Source organism: Rossellomorea sp. GCM10028870 (genome assembly GCF_042666755.1).
Lineage (GTDB): Bacteria > Bacillota > Bacilli > Bacillales > Bacillaceae_B > Rossellomorea.
The window spans coordinates 2,055,431-2,076,236 of record NZ_JBHTGN010000001.1 but is presented as its reverse complement, the minus strand read 5'-3'; the positions used below and the strand labels follow the sequence as shown (position 1 = coordinate 2,076,236).

General features: G+C 42.1%; 23 protein-coding genes. 18 read left to right on the top strand and 5 right to left on the bottom strand.

The window, feature by feature from the left end; all coding sequences use genetic code 11:
• Positions 1-149: 149 nt before the first annotated feature.
• From ACFQWC_RS10675 to ACFQWC_RS10620, 12 genes are all read left to right on the top strand, one after another.
• Positions 150-2,045 carry a PrkA family serine protein kinase gene (locus ACFQWC_RS10675; protein WP_044337899.1) on the top strand — a complete coding sequence of 632 codons (1,896 nt, stop codon included), beginning with the start codon at positions 150-152 and terminating at the stop codon, positions 2,043-2,045.
• 98 nt (positions 2,046-2,143) lie between these two features.
• The gene (locus tag ACFQWC_RS10670; protein ID WP_299739758.1) at positions 2,144-2,326 is read left to right on the top strand and encodes a hypothetical protein; all 183 of its coding nucleotides are present in this window, start codon (positions 2,144-2,146) and stop codon (positions 2,324-2,326) included.
• 78 nt (positions 2,327-2,404) lie between these two features.
• The gene (locus ACFQWC_RS10665; protein ID WP_299739760.1) at positions 2,405-2,578 is read left to right on the top strand and encodes a multidrug ABC transporter ATPase; all 174 of its coding nucleotides are present in this window, start codon (positions 2,405-2,407) and stop codon (positions 2,576-2,578) included.
• Positions 2,579-2,864: 286 nt separating this feature from the next.
• A complete protein-coding gene (yhbH, locus tag ACFQWC_RS10660; protein ID WP_377107280.1) occupies positions 2,865-4,025 on the top strand; it encodes a sporulation protein YhbH in 1,161 nt (386 codons plus the stop codon).
• Positions 4,026-4,175: 150 nt separating this feature from the next.
• Positions 4,176-4,667, top strand: a complete 492-nt coding sequence (locus ACFQWC_RS10655) for an STAS domain-containing protein (protein ID WP_299739764.1) — start codon at positions 4,176-4,178, stop codon at positions 4,665-4,667.
• 111 nt (positions 4,668-4,778) lie between these two features.
• Complete coding sequence (locus tag ACFQWC_RS10650) at positions 4,779-5,495, top strand: DUF421 domain-containing protein (protein ID WP_377107161.1); 717 nt, start codon at positions 4,779-4,781, stop codon at positions 5,493-5,495.
• 200 nt (positions 5,496-5,695) lie between these two features.
• Positions 5,696-6,016 carry a YciI family protein gene (locus tag ACFQWC_RS10645; protein ID WP_341357714.1) on the top strand — a complete coding sequence of 107 codons (321 nt, stop codon included), beginning with the start codon at positions 5,696-5,698 and terminating at the stop codon, positions 6,014-6,016.
• An 11-nt stretch (positions 6,017-6,027) separates the two neighbouring features.
• A complete protein-coding gene (locus tag ACFQWC_RS10640; protein ID WP_377107158.1) occupies positions 6,028-7,050 on the top strand; it encodes a phosphotransferase enzyme family protein in 1,023 nt (340 codons plus the stop codon).
• On the top strand, positions 7,047-7,250 hold the full coding sequence (locus ACFQWC_RS10635) for a hypothetical protein (RefSeq protein WP_299739772.1): 204 nt from the start codon (positions 7,047-7,049) through the stop codon (positions 7,248-7,250). Before ACFQWC_RS10640 ends, ACFQWC_RS10635 begins: the two co-directional genes overlap by 4 nt.
• Before the next feature lie 118 nt (positions 7,251-7,368).
• Complete coding sequence (gene proC / locus ACFQWC_RS10630; protein ID WP_377107155.1) at positions 7,369-8,175, top strand: pyrroline-5-carboxylate reductase; 807 nt, start codon at positions 7,369-7,371, stop codon at positions 8,173-8,175.
• Between the two features lie 72 nt (positions 8,176-8,247).
• A complete protein-coding gene (locus ACFQWC_RS10625; RefSeq protein ID WP_299739776.1) occupies positions 8,248-8,673 on the top strand; it encodes a MarR family winged helix-turn-helix transcriptional regulator in 426 nt (141 codons plus the stop codon).
• 75 nt (positions 8,674-8,748) lie between these two features.
• Positions 8,749-9,288, top strand: a complete 540-nt coding sequence (locus ACFQWC_RS10620; protein WP_341357715.1) for an NAD(P)H-dependent oxidoreductase — start codon at positions 8,749-8,751, stop codon at positions 9,286-9,288.
• Positions 9,289-9,460: 172 nt separating this feature from the next.
• On the opposite strand, the gene ACFQWC_RS10615 is transcribed toward ACFQWC_RS10620, so the two are convergent.
• The 3 genes from ACFQWC_RS10615 to ACFQWC_RS10605 form a co-directional block, all read right to left on the bottom strand.
• On the bottom strand, positions 9,461-10,114 hold the full coding sequence (locus ACFQWC_RS10615; RefSeq protein WP_299739780.1) for an SIMPL domain-containing protein: 654 nt from the start codon (positions 10,112-10,114) through the stop codon (positions 9,461-9,463).
• Positions 10,115-10,122: 8 nt separating this feature from the next.
• Complete coding sequence (locus tag ACFQWC_RS10610; protein WP_299739782.1) at positions 10,123-10,572, bottom strand: hypothetical protein; 450 nt, start codon at positions 10,570-10,572, stop codon at positions 10,123-10,125.
• Between the two features lie 87 nt (positions 10,573-10,659).
• A complete protein-coding gene (locus tag ACFQWC_RS10605; protein WP_377107151.1) occupies positions 10,660-11,610 on the bottom strand; it encodes an L-lactate dehydrogenase in 951 nt (316 codons plus the stop codon).
• A 315-nt stretch (positions 11,611-11,925) separates the two neighbouring features.
• On the opposite strand from ACFQWC_RS10605, the gene ACFQWC_RS10600 reads away from it, so the two are divergent.
• The 3 genes from ACFQWC_RS10600 to ACFQWC_RS10590 all read left to right on the top strand — a co-directional run bounded on the left by ACFQWC_RS10600 (position 11,926) and on the right by ACFQWC_RS10590 (position 13,622).
• Positions 11,926-12,462: a GNAT family N-acetyltransferase gene (locus ACFQWC_RS10600; protein ID WP_299739785.1), complete on the top strand. Its 537-nt coding sequence runs from the start codon at positions 11,926-11,928 to the stop codon at positions 12,460-12,462.
• 15 nt (positions 12,463-12,477) lie between these two features.
• On the top strand, positions 12,478-12,963 hold the full coding sequence (locus tag ACFQWC_RS10595) for a tetratricopeptide repeat protein (protein ID WP_299739787.1): 486 nt from the start codon (positions 12,478-12,480) through the stop codon (positions 12,961-12,963).
• 68 nt (positions 12,964-13,031) lie between these two features.
• Entirely contained in the window at positions 13,032-13,622 is a 591-nt protein-coding gene (locus ACFQWC_RS10590) for a histidine phosphatase family protein (protein WP_299741269.1), read from the top strand.
• Between the two features lie 26 nt (positions 13,623-13,648).
• Here ACFQWC_RS10590 and ACFQWC_RS10585 read toward each other — a convergent pair whose 3' ends face one another.
• Positions 13,649-14,950, bottom strand: coding sequence for an NCS2 family permease (locus ACFQWC_RS10585; protein ID WP_341357719.1), 1,302 nt, complete (start codon positions 14,948-14,950; stop codon positions 13,649-13,651).
• 244 nt (positions 14,951-15,194) lie between these two features.
• Here ACFQWC_RS10585 and ACFQWC_RS10580 point away from each other — a divergent pair, with 244 nt between their 5' ends.
• On the top strand, positions 15,195-16,838 hold the full coding sequence (locus tag ACFQWC_RS10580; RefSeq protein ID WP_299739791.1) for a M20/M25/M40 family metallo-hydrolase: 1,644 nt from the start codon (positions 15,195-15,197) through the stop codon (positions 16,836-16,838).
• Positions 16,839-16,960: 122 nt separating this feature from the next.
• Here ACFQWC_RS10580 and ACFQWC_RS10575 read toward each other — a convergent pair whose 3' ends face one another.
• Positions 16,961-17,092: a hypothetical protein gene (locus tag ACFQWC_RS10575; RefSeq protein WP_377107148.1), complete on the bottom strand. Its 132-nt coding sequence runs from the start codon at positions 17,090-17,092 to the stop codon at positions 16,961-16,963.
• A 238-nt stretch (positions 17,093-17,330) separates the two neighbouring features.
• Here ACFQWC_RS10575 and cydD point away from each other — a divergent pair, with 238 nt between their 5' ends.
• Both cydD and cydC read left to right on the top strand, forming a co-directional pair.
• On the top strand, positions 17,331-19,061 hold the full coding sequence (gene cydD, locus ACFQWC_RS10570; protein WP_377107146.1) for a thiol reductant ABC exporter subunit CydD: 1,731 nt from the start codon (positions 17,331-17,333) through the stop codon (positions 19,059-19,061).
• Positions 19,062-20,780, top strand: a complete 1,719-nt coding sequence (gene cydC, locus ACFQWC_RS10565; protein ID WP_341357721.1) for a thiol reductant ABC exporter subunit CydC — start codon at positions 19,062-19,064, stop codon at positions 20,778-20,780.
• The last annotated feature ends 26 nt before the right edge of the window (positions 20,781-20,806 follow it).

Sequence of the window (20,806 nt, the reverse complement as noted above, 5' to 3'; positions counted from 1 at the left end):
AAAACCCTTGTATCTTACAGGCATGCCCTATTGTTTCCCGTGAATATCGGACCTTTGTCTGTAATAAATATATCTTGTTAACATGTTCAGTTGACCAAGCGCATACAGTATATTAATCGTCTCTCATTAAGCGACAGGGGGAGGTCCTTATGGATATTTTAAAAAAAATCGAACATTACCGAGAAGAAGAAGAGAAACTGAAATGGGAAGGGACGTTTGCTCAGTATTTAGACCTGCTGAAAGAGAAGCCTTGGGTTGGGCAATCCGCTCATTCAAGAGTCTTTAATATGATTAAGGATGCCGGGGTTGAGGAGGTCGAGGGGAAACGAAAGTATAAGTTCTTCAGCAATCAATTATTTGGCTTAGAAGAGGCGCTGGAAAGACTCGTTGAAGAATACTTTCATCCTGCTGCGAAGCGATTAGATGTCCGAAAGAGAATCTTGTTACTGATGGGCCCTGTTAGTGGAGGGAAATCAACCCTTGTGTCGATGCTTAAACGCGGGTTGGAGCAGTATTCCCGGACTGAAAGAGGAGGCGTCTTTTCAATCAAAGGCTGTCCGATGCATGAAGATCCACTGCATTTGATTCCTCAACATTTACGTGAAGATTTTTACAACGAATATGGCATTCGCATTGAAGGAAATCTCTCTCCGTTAAATACTATGCGTTTGGAGAAAGAATATCATGGCCGCATAGAAGACGTTCAGGTCGAAAGAGTCTTTTTCTCTGAAGATAAACGTGTCGGAATTGGTACGTTCAGTCCATCTGATCCAAAATCACAGGATATCGCTGATTTAACAGGAAGTATCGACTTTTCCACGATTGCCGAGTTTGGTTCTGAGTCAGATCCGAGGGCTTACCGATTTGATGGAGAATTAAATAAAGCAAACCGTGGATTGATGGAATTCCAGGAAATGCTTAAGTGTGATGAAAAGTTCTTATGGCACTTATTATCCCTTACTCAGGAAGGAAACTTCAAGGCAGGCCGATTTGCCCTTATTTCAGCCGACGAGTTGATTGTGGCTCATACGAATGAAACTGAGTATAGATCCTTCATTTCTAATAAGAAGAATGAAGCCTTACATTCCCGTATTATTGTCATGCCGGTTCCATATAACCTGAAAGTCACTCAAGAAGAGAAAATATATGAGAAAATGATCAACGAAAGTGATGTGTCGAACGTCCACGTGGCTCCTCATACGTTACGGGTAGCGGCGATGTTCACCATTTTAACCCGATTGAAAGAACCAAAGCGTGGTGATATTGATTTAATCAAGAAAATGCGCTTGTACGACGGTGAGAATGTCGAAGGCTTTAACTCCGCAGATGTGGATGAAATGAAGAAGGAATATCAGGATGAAGGAATGAGCGGAATCGATCCGCGTTATGTCATTAACCGAATCTCATCTACGATCATTCGTAAAGAGATACCGACCATTAACGCGTTAGATGTGCTACGTGCTTTGAAAGAAGGACTGGATCAGCATCCATCGATTACAAATGAGCTTCGTGATAAGTATTTGAACTTTATCTCCCTCGCCCGTAAGGAATACGATGATATTGCCAAGAAAGAAGTTCAGAAAGCCTTCGTGTATTCATATGAAGAGTCTGCGAAGACGCTTATGGATAACTATCTTGATAACGTTGAAGCATACTGCAATAAGGCTAAGCTTCATGATCCATTAACCGGTGAAGAAATCAATCCGGATGAAAAGCTGATGCGCTCCATTGAAGAGCAAATCGGCATTTCAGAAAATGCGAAAAAAGCATTCCGTGAAGAAATTCTTATCCGTATCTCTGCCTATGCCCGCAAAGGAAAACGTTTCGACTACAATTCACATGATCGCTTGAGAGAAGCCATTCAGAAGAAGCTATTCGCTGACTTGAAGGACGTTGTGAAAATCACGACTTCATCTAAAACGCCAGACGAACAGCAGCTGAAGAAAGTCAACGAAGTGGTTGCCCGCCTCATCGATGAACACGGCTACAACTCTACATCCGCCAACGAATTACTGCGCTATGTGGGCAGCCTGTTGAATCGTTAATAGAAGTGAAATCGGGAGGTGCCGGGCACCTCCCGATTTTTCTTTAAAGTTTAAATCTCTTACCTACAGGGAAAAGTAGTAGCCAAGAGGTGAGAATATTGACCAAAAACAAATATGAACTGGATAAAAACTATGAACCTGAAAATGGATCCATGGCACATGATATGGAAGAGATGGAGCAGCTAGGGAAGCAAATGGACAAACTCAGAACGAATGAAGAGCTGAAAGAAGACAAGAAACAACCCGACCCTGTTCAATTTAAAGAGAAAGACAAGGAATAGTTGACGGAAAAGTCTGAATATAATAGTCTATAGATAGAGAGCTGGGCCCATTATCTAATATGAAAGTGGGTGGAGAGGATGTCTTCTAAACCTCATCGGCCAGAAGATGCAGAACCTCTTAACGGAAGCATGGCCTCCAATATGGAGGAAGTCATTAAGCTAGGGAAGCAAATGGAAAAGTTACGTTCCAGTGGCGAATTAAAGATACACAATCGAGTATCAGACCCGGCTCAATATGAAGAAGAAGCTTAATCAGGTGTTTCTGCCTGGTTATTTTTTTTTGACTGAACGTGCTATGGAGTCATTTCTATAGAACGATCAATGACCTCTACACAACCTGTCAGAAAAATAGGCTTGTCCAATCAAAAAAGAACGTTTAATTGTCGAAATTATTTGTAAATTTATCAATACTTCTGCATAGGATAGAGTAATCCCCGTTTCACTTCATGGGATACATGTAGTTTAGACAGTCAACATAGTGTATGCAGGAAAACGAAAAATTGTGAAAAATTTTAAGGAGGGGAATAATTTGAGTCAAATGGATAATCATCAGTTTGTCATTTCCAAGGAAGATTGGGCCCTCCACCGCAAAGGTCACGATGATCAACAAAGACATCAAGAGAAAGTACAGGATGCGATTCGAAATAACTTACCTGATTTGATTACAGAAGAAAATATTGTCATGTCCAATGGTCGAGACGTCGTCAAGATACCGATTCGTTCTTTAGATGAATATAAAATTCGTTACAACTATGATAAGAATAAACATGTCGGGCAAGGAGACGGTGAGAGTCAGGTAGGGGACGTCATTGCAAGAGACGGCACACCACAGCAGAAGGGTCCTGGAAAAGGTCAAGGGGCCGGAGATAAAGCCGGTGAAGACTACTATGAAGCAGAAGTGTCGATGCTGGAGATTGAAGAAGCCTTATTTAGCCAATTGGAACTTCCGAACCTAAAGAAGAAGGAGCAAGATGTTCAAACCGTCGAGCACATTGAATTCAATGATATCCGTAAAACAGGCCTAATGGGGAATATAGATAAAAAGAAGACGATGATGTCTGCCTTCAAGAGAAATGCCATGAAAGGAGCACCAAGCTTTCATCCGATATATACCGAAGACTTGAAGTTCAGAACATGGAATGAAGTGTTGAAACCTGAATCCAAAGCGGTCGTCTTGGCCATGATGGATACGAGTGGAAGTATGGGAGTATGGGAGAAATATATGGCAAGAAGCTTTTTCTTCTGGATGACCCGCTTCTTACGCACTAAATATGAAACGGTGGAAATTGAATTCATCGCTCATCATACCGAAGCCAAAGTGGTGTCAGAAGAACATTTCTTCTCTAAAGGGGAAAGCGGAGGAACCATCTGTTCATCAGCTTATCGTAAAGCGTTGGAACTCATCGATGGAAAGTACGCTCCGAGCCGCTACAATATCTATCCGTTCCACTTCTCTGATGGAGATAATTTAACGTCTGATAACGTGCGATGTGTCAAGCTTGTAGAAGAATTAATGAAAGTATCCAGCATGTTCGGATACGGGGAAGTAAACCAGTATAACCGTCATTCCACTCTCATGTCTGCCTACAAGAACATTAAAAACGACGATTTCCGTTACTATATTCTCAAACAAAAAGCCGATGTGTTCCACGCCATGAAAAGTTTCTTCCACAAGGAACAGGAAAAAGCATTCGCATGAGAAAACCAGCCGATGAGGCTGGTTTTTCACTGGAATCTATTAATCTAATGACATATTAAATAATTAGGTGATTCTATAACCAAAGTGCTAAAATAGAAAGGAAGAAATCGTTTTACAAATAAAAACATTCTATAAGCGATGAGGTTTATCATGACAGATGAAAAGCAAGAAATCCAACGATTAAAACAGGAAATTAAGGAATTACAAGAACAGTTAGCTCAATCGGAACAAATCATCATGGATATTTCTGCACCCATTATCCCATCCATCATCCCTGAAACCATATTGATTCCTGTTACTGGAAGACTCAACCCTGAACGCTTTGAGCGGATCATTTCAAAGATACTGGACGTGTCATATGGAGAAGATATTAGTACGATTATTATAGACTTTTCAGCCATATCAGAAAATGAAATCGGGGAAATTGACATCTTCGGCACTTATATACATAACATGGTCAAAGCTATTGGGTTGATGGGGATCGAAACCCTTTTCGTCGGATTTACCCCGGCTCTGACTCAAGTGATGATCAATTCAGGAGTAAGAGAACTTCAAGGAATCAAAAGCTTCCTCACATTCCGCACGGCATTGCAGTACTTGATGAGTGAAAAGGACCTTGAATTTCAAAAGATAAGTGAGTAGAAGAACCTTCCCCAATGGTTGGTTCTTTTTCGTGACTGAAAACACCTTTCATGTTTGATCTAAGATAGGGGAAACTATCCTTATCTGAGACATAAAGGATTTGAGCTGCTTATGGTAGATTTTAAAGACTTAGGTATCGTAGCATTAAGAATCTTTACGATCCTTCCATTTATGATATTTGTGACACTATATATGGGAAAGCGGTCAATTGGAGAATTACCGGTGTTTGACTTTTTAGTGGTCCTTGTATTCGGTTCTGTTGTAGGGGCAGATATTGCCGATCCCAACATCGAACACATCCATACCATCGTCGCAATGATTCTTATCGCCATATTACAAAAAATCTTGACCAAAATGAAAATTTCTTCAAGAAAAATGGGTAAAGTTCTTTCCTTTGAACCTACTGTTGTCATTGAAAACGGTCAGATTCTAAAAGAAGAATTAAAGAAAACCGGTTATACGATTGATAATATCTTGATGCTCCTTCGGGAAAAAGAAGTTTTCCTGCTGGAAGATATACAAATCGGAATCATTGAGCCTAACGGAAGTTTATCGATTCAAAAGATGCCTTCAAAACAAACCGTTACAGCTGAAGATGCGGGAGTCATGAAGCGAACGAGCCTTGCGTTCCCTCTTATTGTAGATGGAGTATTGCATACAAGCGTTTTAGATAAATTAAACGTGGAGGAAAAACGGGTATGGGAAGAAATCGGGAAAGCGGGATTCTCTTCAATCGATGAGGTGTTCTATGCCTCCATCAATGCAAGGAAAGAAATCCATATTGTGAAAACACCTGATATTCATTCGTATCCTGATTTCTTTAACTGAGCATTCATAAAAAGGTGATGCCTGTGAAAAAGATACTCAAATCGGGCGATGGATGAATGGATGAGGGAGCATGGATTCTTAAATAACCATGTAAGCTGTTGAACAGGGTTCAATCGCTTTTTTGCGTTTACTTGATTTACTTAAAAAGGAATCCCGGTAAGTGAAGTCGTATATATAGTGGAGAAGGAGGTTCGATCACGATGGAATTTATCTATGTATTAAAGCTGATTCCGCGCTTACATAAAGAAGAAAATTGGACAACCGGGGATGAGGGGATTGTTCATCGTCATTTTGAGAGGTTGAAGGAGCTTACGGACTCTGGAGTGGTGATCCTTGCCGGCAGAACGTTAAATGAAGAAGAAAATGCTTTTGGAATCGTTATTTTTGAAGCGGAAGATGCGGAAAAGGCCAGAGCGTTCATGAAGGAAGATCCTACCGTAAAAGAGGGGATTATGACAGCAGAGCTGTTTCCGTATCGAGTGGCTCTCCTGAGAAAAGAGACCAATACTTTAGTGGAGTAGGAGAAGGTACAATGGAAAATTGGATCGAAGAACTTTTTACAGAGGAGCTATTTGCGGAAGCTGCCTCACGATATGGCTGTAACACTGCTCAAGCGAAGAAGCTCGGAGACTTTGAAAACTATGTGTATGAGGTTCATAAGGGAGACAGCCCCTATATCCTCCGCCTCACTCACAGTTCTCATCGTTCAGAAAGAGAAGTGGAAGCTGAACTGAAATGGATTAACTACTTACATAAACACGGAGTGAATGTATCATTAGTCAAACATTCTGATAAAGGGAAGCTCGTAGAAATTATCAAAGCAGGGGACACGTATTTTTATGTTTGTTTGTTTGATAAAGCTCCAGGAAGTCCGGTTAAGATAAATGACCCATTGTTCGATGAGGAACTCTTTTACAAATGGGGGAAAATCACAGGACATATGCATCGAGTGACAAAAGGATATGTTCAGGGTATCAATCGTCGTGATCGTTGGGATGAGGATGACGTGTTGAAGTATGGGAAGTATTTATCTTCTGTGAAAGATGAGTACATCATCGAAAAAGGTGAGATAAATAAAAAAACGATCAAAAGCTATGAGGAAACGAAAGATACCTTTGGACTGATTCACTCTGACATCCATCCAGGGAACTTTTTTTACCATAAGGGTGATATTCATGTGTTTGACTTTGATGATAGTACACAGTTCTTTTTTATAAGTGATGTCGCCATTCCCCTATACTATTCCGTGTGGTGGAAGCTTCGTAATGAGAACTTAGATACCCGTAGTCAATTTGGCAGAAGGTTCCTCATTTCGTTTTTAAAAGGATATTTGACGGAGTGTGATTTAGAGAAAGAATGGGTGGACCGCATTCCCCATTTTCTGCTCCTCAGGGATTTAACACTTTATTCTGTTTTCCATAAAAAGTGGGATCTAGAGAATTTATCAGAGGTCGAGGAGTCCTTGCTTTCAGAGATCAGGGACAGATTGCTCCATGATGAGCCAATCGTCGATTTGCACTACAGTGAAATTCTTGAAAAAGCGAGAGAAAAATGATTTGGGCACTCCTTATTACAGGTGTGATCATCGGATTATTAGTCCGTTTGATGAGGACCACATTTAAAAGCGGATACGGAATGTCAGAGGATTTATTTGAACAGCCTGTGTATGTAAAGACATGTATTCATTGTCACAGGAAGATTCCAAAGGATTATCAAAAATCTCTTTGCCCCCATTGCGGGAAGCTGGTGGAATGATGGAAAGGTTTGAAGGATTTCTCCTTTGAGCCTTTTTTAATGGCGTTTATTTTATATGTGGAGAAAAATTTGGTATGATGCTAAAGACTGTTTACATACAAACTGACGAGGTGAAAAAATGAATAAAACCATTGGATTTATAGGGTGCGGAAATATGGCACAAGCGATCATGGGGGGAATATTGAAGTCCGGTTTAGTAGAGAATCATTCGGTTAAAGCCAGCGCCAGAACACAAGAGACGCAGGAAAAAGTAGCAGAGGAATTTGGAGTGGGGGTTATTAGTGATAATAAGAGCGTAGCAGCTTTTTCAGACATAGTGTTTTTAGCAGTGAAACCAGATCAATATCGGAACATTGTTGAATCAATAAAGGATTCTCTGAAAAAGGACGCCATCATCATTACCATTGCTGCAGGAATCACGATTGATTGGATGGAGAGTCAGCTTTCTAAGTCTGTTAAAATTGTCCGAACCATGCCAAATACACCGTCTCTTGTAGGTGAAGGTATGACAACGTACTGTGTAAATGGCGAATTAACCGACGCTGATCTTGAAGATGTGAAAGCGATCTTAGATAGCTTCGGAAAGTCTGAAATGGTAGAGGAAAGCTTGATGGATGCCATTCCGGCTGTGAGCGGATCATCTCCTGCATATGTATTTATGTTCATAGAAGCACTGGCCGATGGAGCGGTTCTGCAAGGCGTTCCAAGAAAACAAGCCTATCAGCTGGCAGCACAGGCTGTACTTGGAGCGGCGAAGATGGTCCTTGAAACAGGCACTCATCCGGGGGAATTGAAGGATGCCGTATGTTCACCGGGCGGAGCAACGATTGAAGCTGTGTCAGCCCTGGAGAAAAATAATTTTAAAGGAGCCATCTTAACAGCAATGGACGCATGCAGCCGTAAATCGAAATCCCTGGGTGAGTAGAGTGGAAACCATTGACAAATCCTCATGACTGATGTAGTTTGTACATACAAACATTAACGGAGGTCGAGGATAGTGGAAGATCAATTCTGTAACTGTCTCTATTTTTCTGCCAATCACTTGGCAAGAATGATGAACAAGATGGCGGAGGAAGAGTTTGCGCCGATCGGTTTGTCTCCCACTTATGCATTTTTGTTGATGACCTTAAAGGATAAAGACGGTCTAACACAAAAAGAGCTTAGTGGTGCTTTAAATATCGCTCCTTCAACAAGTACCCGATTTGTTGATAAATTAGAGATGAAGGGACTTGTTACACGAAAGAACAAAGGAAAGTTAGCAATCATTGCCCTGACGGATAAAGGCTATAGCATGCAGGGTGACATTTCTCAGTGCTGGAAGAACCTATTTAAACGCTATGCTGAAATCATGGGGGAGGAACAGGCTCGCAAGCTGACGCGTGATGTGAACGAAGCCAATTCGATATTGGAAAATAAAAAATAAAATTTTTTAACATGTTAGTTGTGTGTACAAACAAATGATGATATTATTTGTACATACAAATAAGGAGTAGTTGAAATGAAAACACTAGTGTTAGTAGGACATCCAAATTTACAAGAATCAAGAATGAACAAAGCTTGGTCAGAACGTTTGGAAAAAGAAGAGAACGTTATTGTACATGATTTATATAAAGAATATCCGAACATGAATTTTGATGTTAAGAGAGAACAAAATCTTTTATTAGAACATGACCGAATCGTCTTCCAATTTCCATTCTTCTGGTACAGCACACCGGCGATTTTAAAAGAATGGCAGGATAAGGTGTTAGAATATGGATGGGCTTATGGAGCAGAGGGGACGAAGCTTCACGGAAAAGAATTCTTAGTCGTGACTTCAACCGGTGGTCCGGGTGGAGCTTACCGATCAGGAGGCTTTAATCACTACTCCATGAGTGAACTGCTGAAACCACTGCAGGCTACTGCTAATTTAACGGGAATGACATTCTTGCCTGCTTATGTAGAGCATGGGGTTCGAATGATGAGTGACGATGAAGTGGTTGCGTCTGCTGAAAAAGTGGCAGCGCATGTGGTGAATCCTGAGCTGAGGTTTGGGCGATAGCAGGGGGAGCTCATTCGTTTTCGGGATGGGCTCTTTAGTATTAGTCATGAGTGAAAGGATTTTTAACGCATGAAAGTAGAAATCGACGCATAAACCACCAAACCTGGAGGTCCGTCCCTCTAATACGTTATTCAAACTGCCAAAGTACTGAATTGTTTTGGCAGTTTGTCGTTTATCGGGTTTGGTATTCTACTGTCAAGATGGCTGTGACGGCGATTTGTCCTGGTTGGACGGCTGCACTCTCTTCAGCGGCTTTTACAAACCCGGTGGTCATAAAGGGGGTGACGATTGGGCTTGATTGCTCTGTGATGGACTTTGGCTGGGGATCGAGCTGCTGCCCCGATTGGCTGGATAATGTGAGTGCTTTTTGATACGCCTTTTGATATGCCATAGCAAGGGCCTGCTGATAGGATTCGATGGGGTTGGAATTGACAAATGAAATGTTTTCTACACGATTCGCACCGCTCTTAATGGCATCATCAATAATCGTACCGACTTTTTCAATGTTCTGAATGGTAACTCGGAATACTTGGCGAACCTCATATCCTGTGAAAATTTGCTTTCCGTCCTCATAGTTGTACTGTGGGAACACTTGATAGGTGGAGGTCTGGATATCCTTTTGTGACACTCCGTTGTTTAATAGTGATTGAACGACTTGACTCGATTGTTGCTGGTTCTGGTTTTGGGCCGCTTCAAGCTCTTCATCTTTAGTGACAACACCGACAGAGACAATGGCTTGATCAGGATCGGTATAAAGGGTATGCTCACCTGTTACAGTAATCGTCCCCTTGGTGTTGCCGGTCCTATAGTATGGATATGAATACATGAGCAGTCCTACACGCACGTAAAGGATTCAATTTTATCCAAGTCGATGCCGAAGTATACCCATGTGAATCCAATCCATCTCCATCCGGCAATGGAACGGCGTCCAACAAAGACAGGATAGAACCAGAAAGCATCCCTTCTTAACCAAATATACGTGTAACGGAATAAACATCTTCTGATGGCACCTGGGTCTACTGCAAAAACACTTGGTCCACCTTGTGTTCCTTGCATCACCGTTTTTTGCGGTTGGAAGTTCGGTGGTGGTCCGGGTGGTGGTTGATTTTGTCCGCCTTGCCCGCCAGTAGGTGGTGGTGAGCTTGGTGCGCCTTGTCCTCCACCAGGAAAACCTGGGATGCCAAAGCCGCCGCCCCCTGATCCTTGGCCACCTCCAGGGAATCCGGGAAAGCCGCCGCCTCCGCCGCCAGGAAATCCAGGGAATAATTGTCTGTGATCGTACATAGAAGAACCTCCTCATAAAGAATTCTCTTTATCTTATGAGGAGGTTGGGTGGGCGTGCGTGTCTATTAAGTTAGCGAAGGGAATGGATCAAGTCTCCATCGCTTTTTTCATCACATGTTTGAGTGTTTCTGCAGAGTGGGCGAATTGAGCTTTTTCTTTATCATTTAATGGAAGCTCGACGACTTTTCTGATGCCCTCACGATTAATAATCGCAGGAACACCGATGTAGATATCGTCCTGATGATACTCCCCTTCAAGGAGGGCAGAAACGGTTAAAATGCTATTTTCATTGTTAAAGACCGCTTTGGTAATCCTGGCAAGACCCATGGCAATACCATAATAGGTTGCGCCTTTCCGTTCAATGATGTGATAGGCTGCATCTCTTACATTAACGAATATATCATCAAGATGTTTCTGGACGTCATCCTGGTGGAGGTCAATCAACTCACTTAAATGACTTGCTCCTACAGTTGTGTGGCTCCAAACGGGAAATTCCGTGTCTCCGTGTTCTCCCATAATATAGGCGTGAATATTCCGTGTATCAATATCAAAGTGCTCGCCGACTAAGTAACGAAGTCTGGCTGTGTCGAGAATCGTTCCTGATCCGATGACTCTTTCTTTCGGCAGTCCGGAAAATTTCCACGTTGCATACGTTAAGATGTCGACAGGGTTCGTCGCCACAAGGAAAATGCCGTTGAATCCACTATTCATGACAGAGTCTACAATATTTTTGAAGATTTTCACATTCTTTTCCACCAGATCCAGACGGGTTTCGCCTGGCTGCTGGTTAGCTCCTGCCGTAATCACGACAAGGTCAGCATCCTTACAATCACTGTAATCTCCTGCAGATATTTTCATAGGAGAAGCGAAAGCAAGACCATGGTTTAAATCACGTGCGTCTCCGTCAGCTTTCTCCTTATTCAAATCAATCATCACAAGTTCATGTGCGATTCCTTGATTGAGGAGAGCAAAGGCATAACTTGAACCTACAAATCCTGTACCGATTAAAGCTACTTTGTTTGTGCATTTGATTGTCATACGTCATCACCTATTCACTAATTATTTGTAAAAAAAATTGGTCACATGAATCTAACAATGGTGAGATTAAGAGAAAGTAATAAAGCTTTCAGAATATGAGCGGAGATATTGTGAAGTAATTCACAACCAAATGATAACACGAAACACATTGATATTCTACTCTGAAATATAGCATAACATACATAAATGTGAATTAATTCACAAACTTGTCATACAGAGGAACGTACCTATGCCCGTCCCTCAAATAAAAAAAAGGGTTTTTTCTGGTGAGTGATGAATGTATAGAGGAAGAAGAGAGCTATGGGAGGTGTGTGTATGAATGTCAGGAGTGGGGATTTATTTATCCGTCCTTTAGTGGAGGGGGATAAATACACGTTGGCAAGGTGGTTGCAGGATCCGGAGGTACTGGAGTTTTATGAAGGGAGGGACCGTCCCTTCACTCTTCAGATGGTGGAGGAGAAATTCCTTGCAGAGAGGGCCGTCTCAGGTTGTCTGGTTGAGTATGAGGGGAATGAAATCGGTTATCTCCAGTATTATCAGCTTGATGAAGAAACGATGATCCGGTATGGTTACACGAATTTAGATGAAGTGATTTATGGTACGGATCAATTCATCGGAGAAGCGGCATATTGGAACAGGGGTTTAGGGACGGAACTCATTCGAGCTGTAGTAGAGTACTTGCTCAAGAAAGAGGGGGTCCACCGCCTCGTGGTGGATCCCATGACTTGGAACACCAGAGCGATCCGCTGCTATGAGAAATGTGGATATAGTAAAGCGAGAATACTACGGGAGCATGAGCTTCATGAAGGCGAACATCATGATTCCTGGCTGATGGAGTTCATTCCAGAGTGAATGGGAGACTTTAAAATGAATAGAAAAATAGAAGAAGCCATTGAACTGAGAGAGTCGGGAGAATACGCAGCTTCCATTGAAAGGTGGAAGCGATTGATTGGGGAAGAACCAGATAATGGTTTTCTGCATTACCAATGTGCATGGAGCCATGACGCAATGGGACTCGAAAGCGAAGCCGTTCCTTATTACGAAAGTTCGATTCAATTGGGACTGGATGATAAAGATTTACAAGGCGCCTATCTTGGATTAGGGAGTACATATCGGACATTGGGAGAGTATGATAAAAGCAAAACCGTGTTCGAGAAAGCAATCGGACGATTTCCTGAAAATAAAGCGTTGACGGTCTTTTATTCCATGACCCTCTATAATTTGAACGAACATAGTCAAGCAATGGAGCTACTGCTGACATGTATTGGAGAATCGTCACAAGAATCCACCATCGAACCTTATAAAAAGGCGATAACATTTTATGCTAGTCAATTGGACGTTGTGTGGAAATAAGAGTAGCTGTTCTCCATGACAGCTCTTTTTTGTGGTTGGAAAGTAAAAAGGAGTGATTGAAGTTGGCAATGACTCAACTGTATCTGGTGAGGCATGCTCACTCAAAATATACCCCCGAGGAATTAACCAGACCCCTTTCTGAGAAAGGTAAGGTGGGTGCTGAGAATGTAACGGAATTATTAAAGAAGGAAAAGATTGATGCAGTATGTTCCAGTCCATATAAAAGGGCGGTGGAAACCGTTGAAGGGACAGCCCGCCATATTGGGAAGGGAATCAATTTATATGAAGAATTGAGAGAACGAACTCTCTCTGGAAAACCTGTTCAAAACTTTGAAGAGGCAATCTCAATGGTGTGGGAGGATCCTGCTTTTTCCTTGGAAGGCGGAGAGTCGAATCTCACTGCTCAAAAAAGGGGCGTACAAGGGATATTTAAGATCATTGAAGAATATAATGGGAAAAACGTTGTGATTGGAACACATGGTAATATTATGGTTTTGATCATGAGTTACTTTGATCCTCAATATGATATCAGGTTTTGGAGAAAGCTTGAAATGCCGGATATATATTGTTTAACTTTTGATGATGAAAATCTAAAAAGTGTCAAGAGAATATGGACACAACCAGCTGAATTTGCACTACAAAAAGACCGTTCATTATGAACGGTCTTTCAAGTATCTATATCGGTTTAATGAGGCAGGAATGCCAGCTGATAGAAGAACAGGACGGCAAAGATATACACGAGTGGATGTACCTGCTTCCATTGTCCTTTTACTACTTTTAATAATGGATAAGAAATGAATCCCAGTGCAATCCCCGTTGCGATGCTTGATGTTAATGGCATGCTTAGGATGATTAAGAAAGCAGGGAAGGCTTCATCTAATTGATCCCATTTAATTTGGGAGATGCTTCCCATCATCAGGCTTCCAACGATGATAAGTGCTGGAGCAGTAATAGCTGAAATTCCCGATACGGCACTTACAAGAGGACCGAAGAATGCAGCAGCGATGAACAAAACAGAAACCGTTAATGTTGTCAGTCCTGTTCTTCCTCCAGCGGAAACACCGGCTGAAGATTCAATATAAGCGGACGTAGGACTTGTTCCAAACATAGCTCCAACAGTCGTTGCAATGGAATCAGCCAATAGTGCTTCACGTGCTCTTGGCATCGTGTTGCCTTTCATAAGACCTGCTTGTTGAGCCACTCCGATCATTGTTCCCGTTGTGTCAAAGATGGTCACAAGCAAGAAAGAGAAGACTACCGCATATAATCCATACTGGAAAACATCAGCAAAAGCAGTTACCGGATTTGCTACGATCAGTCCTTCTGGAAGATGTGGGAGGGCCACAAACCCTTCCTTGAATGATAATTCTCCTGTAAAGAATGCAACGAGTCCAGTGACAATCATTCCGATAAATAATGCTCCATGGACACGTAAGACCATGAGGATCAGGGTAACAGCCAGCCCGATTAACGCTAAGATCGCAGAGGATGAATGAAGATCCCCCAACTGTACTAAATTTGTTGGGTGAGCTTGGATGAGTCCTGTCAATCGTAATCCAATAAACGCAATAAACAAACCGATTCCTGCTGTTATGCCGTGCTTTAGATTTTGAGGAATGGCTTCGATTAATTTTTTTCTAAACGGTGTTAAAGAGAGAATGATAAAGATGATACCTGCTACAAAAACGGCAGAAAACGCAACGATATAAGAAATATCATCATTCGCACCGACTACTGAGTACGTAAAATAAGCATTTAATCCCATCCCTGGTGCGATGGCGATCGGGTAGTTTGCGAACAAGGCCATCCATAACGTTCCGGCTACGGCTGAAATAATGGTTGCTAAGAAGACTTGATCAAATGGGACACCTGCATCAGCTAAAATAATGGGATTCACAACGACAATGTACACCATTGTTAAAAATGTTGTAATACCTGCCAGTATTTCAGTTTTAGGATTAGTGCCGTGTTCCTTCAATTTAAACATCGTAATACCTCCAATAAAAACGAACATTAAAAACACGCAACTTCTATAATATTCGGTAATAGATTGGATTTCAATAGGGGATACCGAAATTTTTTTAAGAAAATATCTTGAAACCCCTTCCAAACCCCTTTTGTTTTCGATAAGATGTTATCAATTATAGAAGAATCAGTCTCTATAATGCCCAGTCAGTAAACGATTTACCACGCAGGAAGTAACATTTCATAAGGAAAGGAGCGGTACTAACGTGTATACTCAATTGAAAAACAACTCAATCTCCGAGCAGATTGAGCAGATCACACGATCCTTAGTCGCTCTGAAAAGCTATAACGGAACAACAGGCGAAAGTGAAAAAGCCCAGTATATATATGAAATGATTTCCTCATTTCCTTATTTTCAGGAGCATCCTGATCGGGTCTGGCTGCAAGAAGTCCCGAACGATCCCACAGGAAGGAAAAACGTGTTTGCCCTCGTGAAAGGAACGTCTTCGAAAACCGTATTATTCCATGCCCACTATGATACGGTAGGGACGGATGATTATGGGGCACTTCAAGATATGGCTCATGATCCCGACTTTCTTCAGAAATTCTTTATGGATTATGAAGGAGAGGAAAAGGTTAGGGAAGATGCACTTTCTGGAAACTGGCTATTTGGAAGAGGGGCCTTGGATATGCAGAGCGGGATTGCCGTCCACATAGCCAATCTTTTACACCATACGGATCAAGCAGCCCCGGAAGGAAATTTACTCTTCCTGTTTAATGGTGACGAAGAAAGTGAACATGCCGGAATGATTGCTGCTTTAAGTGATCTCTATCGTTTAAAGAAAGAGGGCTTTGATTATTTGGCAGCGATCAATACGGATTTCATTTCTCCGATCTATGACGGGGACTGTAAACGATATATTTACACAGGTGCTGCAGGGAAGCTTCTGCCAAGTTTTTATATATATGGAAGAGAAGCGCATGTAGGGGATGTGCTGACATCCATCGATCCTACTGTGATTGCTTCAAAAATCAATCTCGAAATCAATCAGAACCTGGATTATCTGGAGGATATACCTGGAGAATTCACCCTGCCGCCATCGTGCTTGTATTTCAAAGATGATAAGCATACGTATAATGTCCAAACCCCTCTTAGCGCTTCTCTTTACTTCAACTATTTTGTCTACGAGAGAACCGCCAGAGAAGTGCTCTACGATATGAAAAAGGCAGCATTAAAGGCAGTGAGTGAACTGGAAGAACGGAGCAAAAAGCAGTTTGAGCAATATCGGAGCTATCATGGTTTCCCGGAAAGGGAGTTTTCCTGGGAAGTGGAGGTGCTGACATTACGGGAGTATATCTTCTGGCTAAAGGAAAGAGGCATTGATCCGGATCCTGTCATGAAAAAGATTCTTCATGATATGGAAGGAGAAGATAGAAGAACGATTGCATATACGATGGTGGAAGCCTTACAGCACCTGGATCCCGATCGAACACCCAGAGTGATCATTTTCTTCGCACCGCCATTTTTACCTCACAACTTTGTAAATGAAGAAAATGAGTATGGCAAGAGGGTAAGAGAAGCGTTAGGAAAATGCTTAAATGATATAGCCAAAGAAACCGGCGAAGAATTTGTCATTAAACGGTTTTTCCCTTATCTAGCAGACGGCAGTTTTCTCTCTCTTCATGAAGAAGACGAGGATATCGAGGTATTCAAAAAGAACCTGCCGCTGATCGATCAGTTGTATCCTGTCCCTATCGAAATGATCAGAAAGCTGAACATCCCTTCGATTAATATAGGAGTTTATGGAAAGGATGGCCATCAGTGGACAGAGAGAGTGTATAAACCTTACACATTCTCAGTACTGCCGGAGATTATCCAGCGTGTGACGAAGGATTTATTGAAGATATGATGTGCCGAGTATAGCTGAACAAAGAGAGAGGTCATTCGCTTAGGGATGCGCCTCTCTCTTTTTATTGATTTGAAATTATTTTGTGCTCTTTTTTTACAATTATTGTAATACGGCTGGGTTAATTAAGAAAACGGCTGGATTTTATCAGAATCGGCTAGATTATTGATGATTTCCGCCGGATTATCCAGAAAAACGGCCGGATTATTGGTGATTTCGGCTGGATTCGTTAGGACATCATAGAAATACCAGACCATGACCGTCACAAATCCCTTGTAAAAGTAGATTTCAAAATGAAGTATCCATATTTCCTGTTAATATAGTAGACTTTGTGGGAATATCCACTTCCGCCGCATTCAAAACTACCTGTGTTCTGGAATTGTCACAAAAAGGTCAATCCTAAAAGATGCATAAAGGGAACAAGTTTACTATAATAGAGTTATTGAATTTGTGAAGTATTTCACTAACTTTTAACTTTTGGAGTTGAGAGAAGTTATGAAAGAGCTGAATCGATTGGCTAAGCAGCAGAGATCATCCATGATGGCGCTTTACGGAACATCCCTATTAATGGGGGGAGTCGTTATTGGACAAGCTTACTTACTGGTTAGCGTTGTAGATAAAATGTTTATAGAGGAAGCTGGGTTTCAAGACATCCTCCCAATGCTGGGTGCTTTGCTTCTTATTCTAGTGGGGAGAGCGGCACTTTCTTATGTAAACGGACGAACAGGAATCAGGATGGCTTCGAAGGTAAAGGTCGACTTGAGAAAACGGCTTTTAATTAAGTGGGCAAAAAATCCACTGCAAGCATCCCTTCAAGGACAGTCTGGACAAAAGGTCAGTACGATGATGGATGCCGTTGATGGACTGGACGGGTATTACAGTCAATACGTACCCCAAAGAATTCAAACGACCATCGTCCCGTTGATTCTTTTAATCATTATTTTTACTGAGCATGTGTATACGGGTCTGATCATGGTGATAACAGCCCCATTCATTCCTTTGTTTATGGCGATTATCGGAGTCATGACAAAGAATAAATCCGAGAAGCAAATGGACAAACTGACGGCTTTTTCTGGACGATTTCTCGATACACTGCAGGGATTGACTACCTTGAAGCTGCTTGGAAGAGGGGAGCAACAAAAAGAGGGGATACGTTCTGCCAGTCTTGATTTTCGTGAAGCCACGATGGAAGTGTTAAAGACTGCCTTCTTATCTTCCTTGATGTTAGAGTTTATCTCTATGTTAAGTATTGGATTGATTGCCCTGGAAGTGGGGCTCAGATTAGTCGTCTTTGAAAGTATTTCATTCTTCACAGCTTTCTTTGTTCTCGTTCTTGCACCAGAGTTCTATCTTTCATTAAAAGAGCTGGGGCATGCCTTTCATACTGGGCGAGGTAGTGTGGGAGCCGCGAAGAAAGTCATGGAGGAGCTTGAAGAGAAGGATCAACCTGTAAGATGGGGAGAGAAGAAGTTCGAAACAAATGGGACTCCTCCAACAATTAAGCTATGTAATGTAGGGTTTTCCTACGAGGATAAGGGATTTGATCTTCGAGGCATTACGGCTGCTTTTCCTCCCAGAAGCCAAGTGGCGATCGTGGGTCAGAGTGGAGCAGGGAAAACAACCCTCCTTCATCTATTAGCCGGCCTTCTTGATCCCTCTGATGGTGACATTGTGATTGATGGACTTTCGAGATGTGAATATGGGGAAAGAGACTGGTTTGATCAATTGAGTTATATTTCACAGAGTCCTTACTTATTCTCAGGCACGATTGCCGAGAATATTGCGGTTGGCGGAAGAGAGGGCGTCACCCTGGAAGAGATCGAATACGCTGCTGAAAAAGCGGGAATCTCACAAATGATTGCAGGCCTCGATAAAGGATATGAGACCCCGATTGGTGAAGCAGGGAGAGGGCTTTCTGGTGGAGAAAAGCAGCGTATGGCCATAGCCAGGGCCTTTCTTAAAAAACCGTCTCTTATTCTCTTCGACGAACCAACAACGGGATTGGATCTTCAAACGGAGAGGATCCTACAATCATCCATACAGGAATTATCAAAGAATTCAACGGTGATTACAGTAGCTCACCGTCTTCATACGATTCGAGAAGCGGATCTAATCCTATTTTTAGAAAATGGGAAATTAGCGGGCATAGGAAATCATGAGGAATTAAGGAAGTCTACTTCTCACTATCGTGATATGGTGACTGCACAACAAGGAGTGAAGCTTTAGATGAAGGAGTTAGGGTTTGTCGTAAAGCTGATGATGAAGGAAAAGAAGGATATGGTGTACTCTATTCTTTTTGGCTTTCTGGCTGGAATAACCTCGGTCGGACTATTTGCTTCCAGTGGCTATTTAATCTCTAAAGCGGCATTGGAGGTACCTCTTTATGCTCTTACGGTAATGATTGCTCTCTTGAAGCTGTTTGGCTTTACGAAGGCGTTAAGCCGGTATGGGGAACGCTATTTTTCCCATAGGGCTACGTTCACGATTTTGGCGAACTTGCGGGTTTCCATCTATGAAAAAATCGAGCCGTTAGCACCGAGAATTTTCTGGCGATATCGAAGTGGAGATCTTCTTTCAAGAATCGTAGGAGACGTAGAGAGCTTACAGAATTTCTTTCTTCGCGTCTTTTATCCACCGATTATCCTGGTGATGGTGTTCTTAAGTACGATCTTGTTTACGATGTTTTATTCTGTTTCTATTGCGTTGATCCTTCTCGGGGGGCTTCTATTAACGGGATTTATTGTCCCAGTCTATTTTGCTTATAAACAGAGGGAAATTGAAACGACCTTACGAGAAAGTCGAGGGGATTTATCCACAGAGGTAACAGAATTTCTTTATGGGTTCAGAGACCTGAAGATATATCAAAGACTGGAGGATAAAAAGAGGAGTCTCGTTCATGCAGCAACAGGTTATGTGAGTGAGCAAGAACGGGAGAGCATCTATTCTCTCTTTAGTCATTCAACGAACATCCTGGTTTCCCAACTCATTTCATGGATCGTTTTAGCATTAGGGGCGTATTCAGTCGCAGCAGGTCATTTGGACGGGATATACCTTGCGATGCTTGTCATGATCTCGCTAACCGTATTCGAAAATGCCACACCAATGGCAGTACTACCTACACACTATGAAGACTCACGCCGCGGGGCAAGCCGTCTGTCTTCCATTATTCCAGAAGAGAGGACCTTCGGGGACGGACCTTCCTTAGGCTGGGGTCTGAGTGGGCACGCACCTTCCTTCAGTATGAAGGATGTGAGCTTTTCCTTTAATGGAGAGGAAAGGAAGACCTTGGACGAGGTAAGAATTGAGCTGCCTGCAGGTTCGAAAACGGCGATTGTAGGACCTTCGGGATCAGGGAAGTCAACATTGCTTCAATTGTTATTAAACTTTTACTCAACGGATCAAGGATCGATTTACGTGAATGATCTTTCAATTAAAGATATCGATAAAGAGTCGTTGTGGGGGCAAGCCAATGTGGTTCTTCAAGAAAATCATTTCTTCTACGGCACAATGAAGGATAATCTAATGCTGGTACGTGACGATCTGACAGATGAGGAAATGGAAACGGCATTAGAAATAGTGAAGCTGGATCACTTTTCTTTAGAGGACGCTATATTAGAAAAAGGAGAGAATCTTTCTGGTGGAGAGAAGCAGCGATTAGCGATTGCCAGGGCCCTATTGAAAGGTTCACCCTTATGGATGCTGGATGAACCGACATCTTCTGTTGATGCTTTGATGGAAAAAGAGATTTTCAAGCATCTTTATACCGTAGCGGATGGTGATACACTGATTCTGATTAGTCACCGATTGACAGGTCTTGAAGAAATGGACCAAATCGTCGTCATGGATCAGGGAAAGGTTGTAGAAGCAGGAAGTTTTGATGAGCTCATGAGGAAAAAAGGCTACTTCTATGAAATGAAACAGATTGAAAAGAGCGTACTCTTTTAAGAACCTGAAAAAGCCGCATCCCCTTG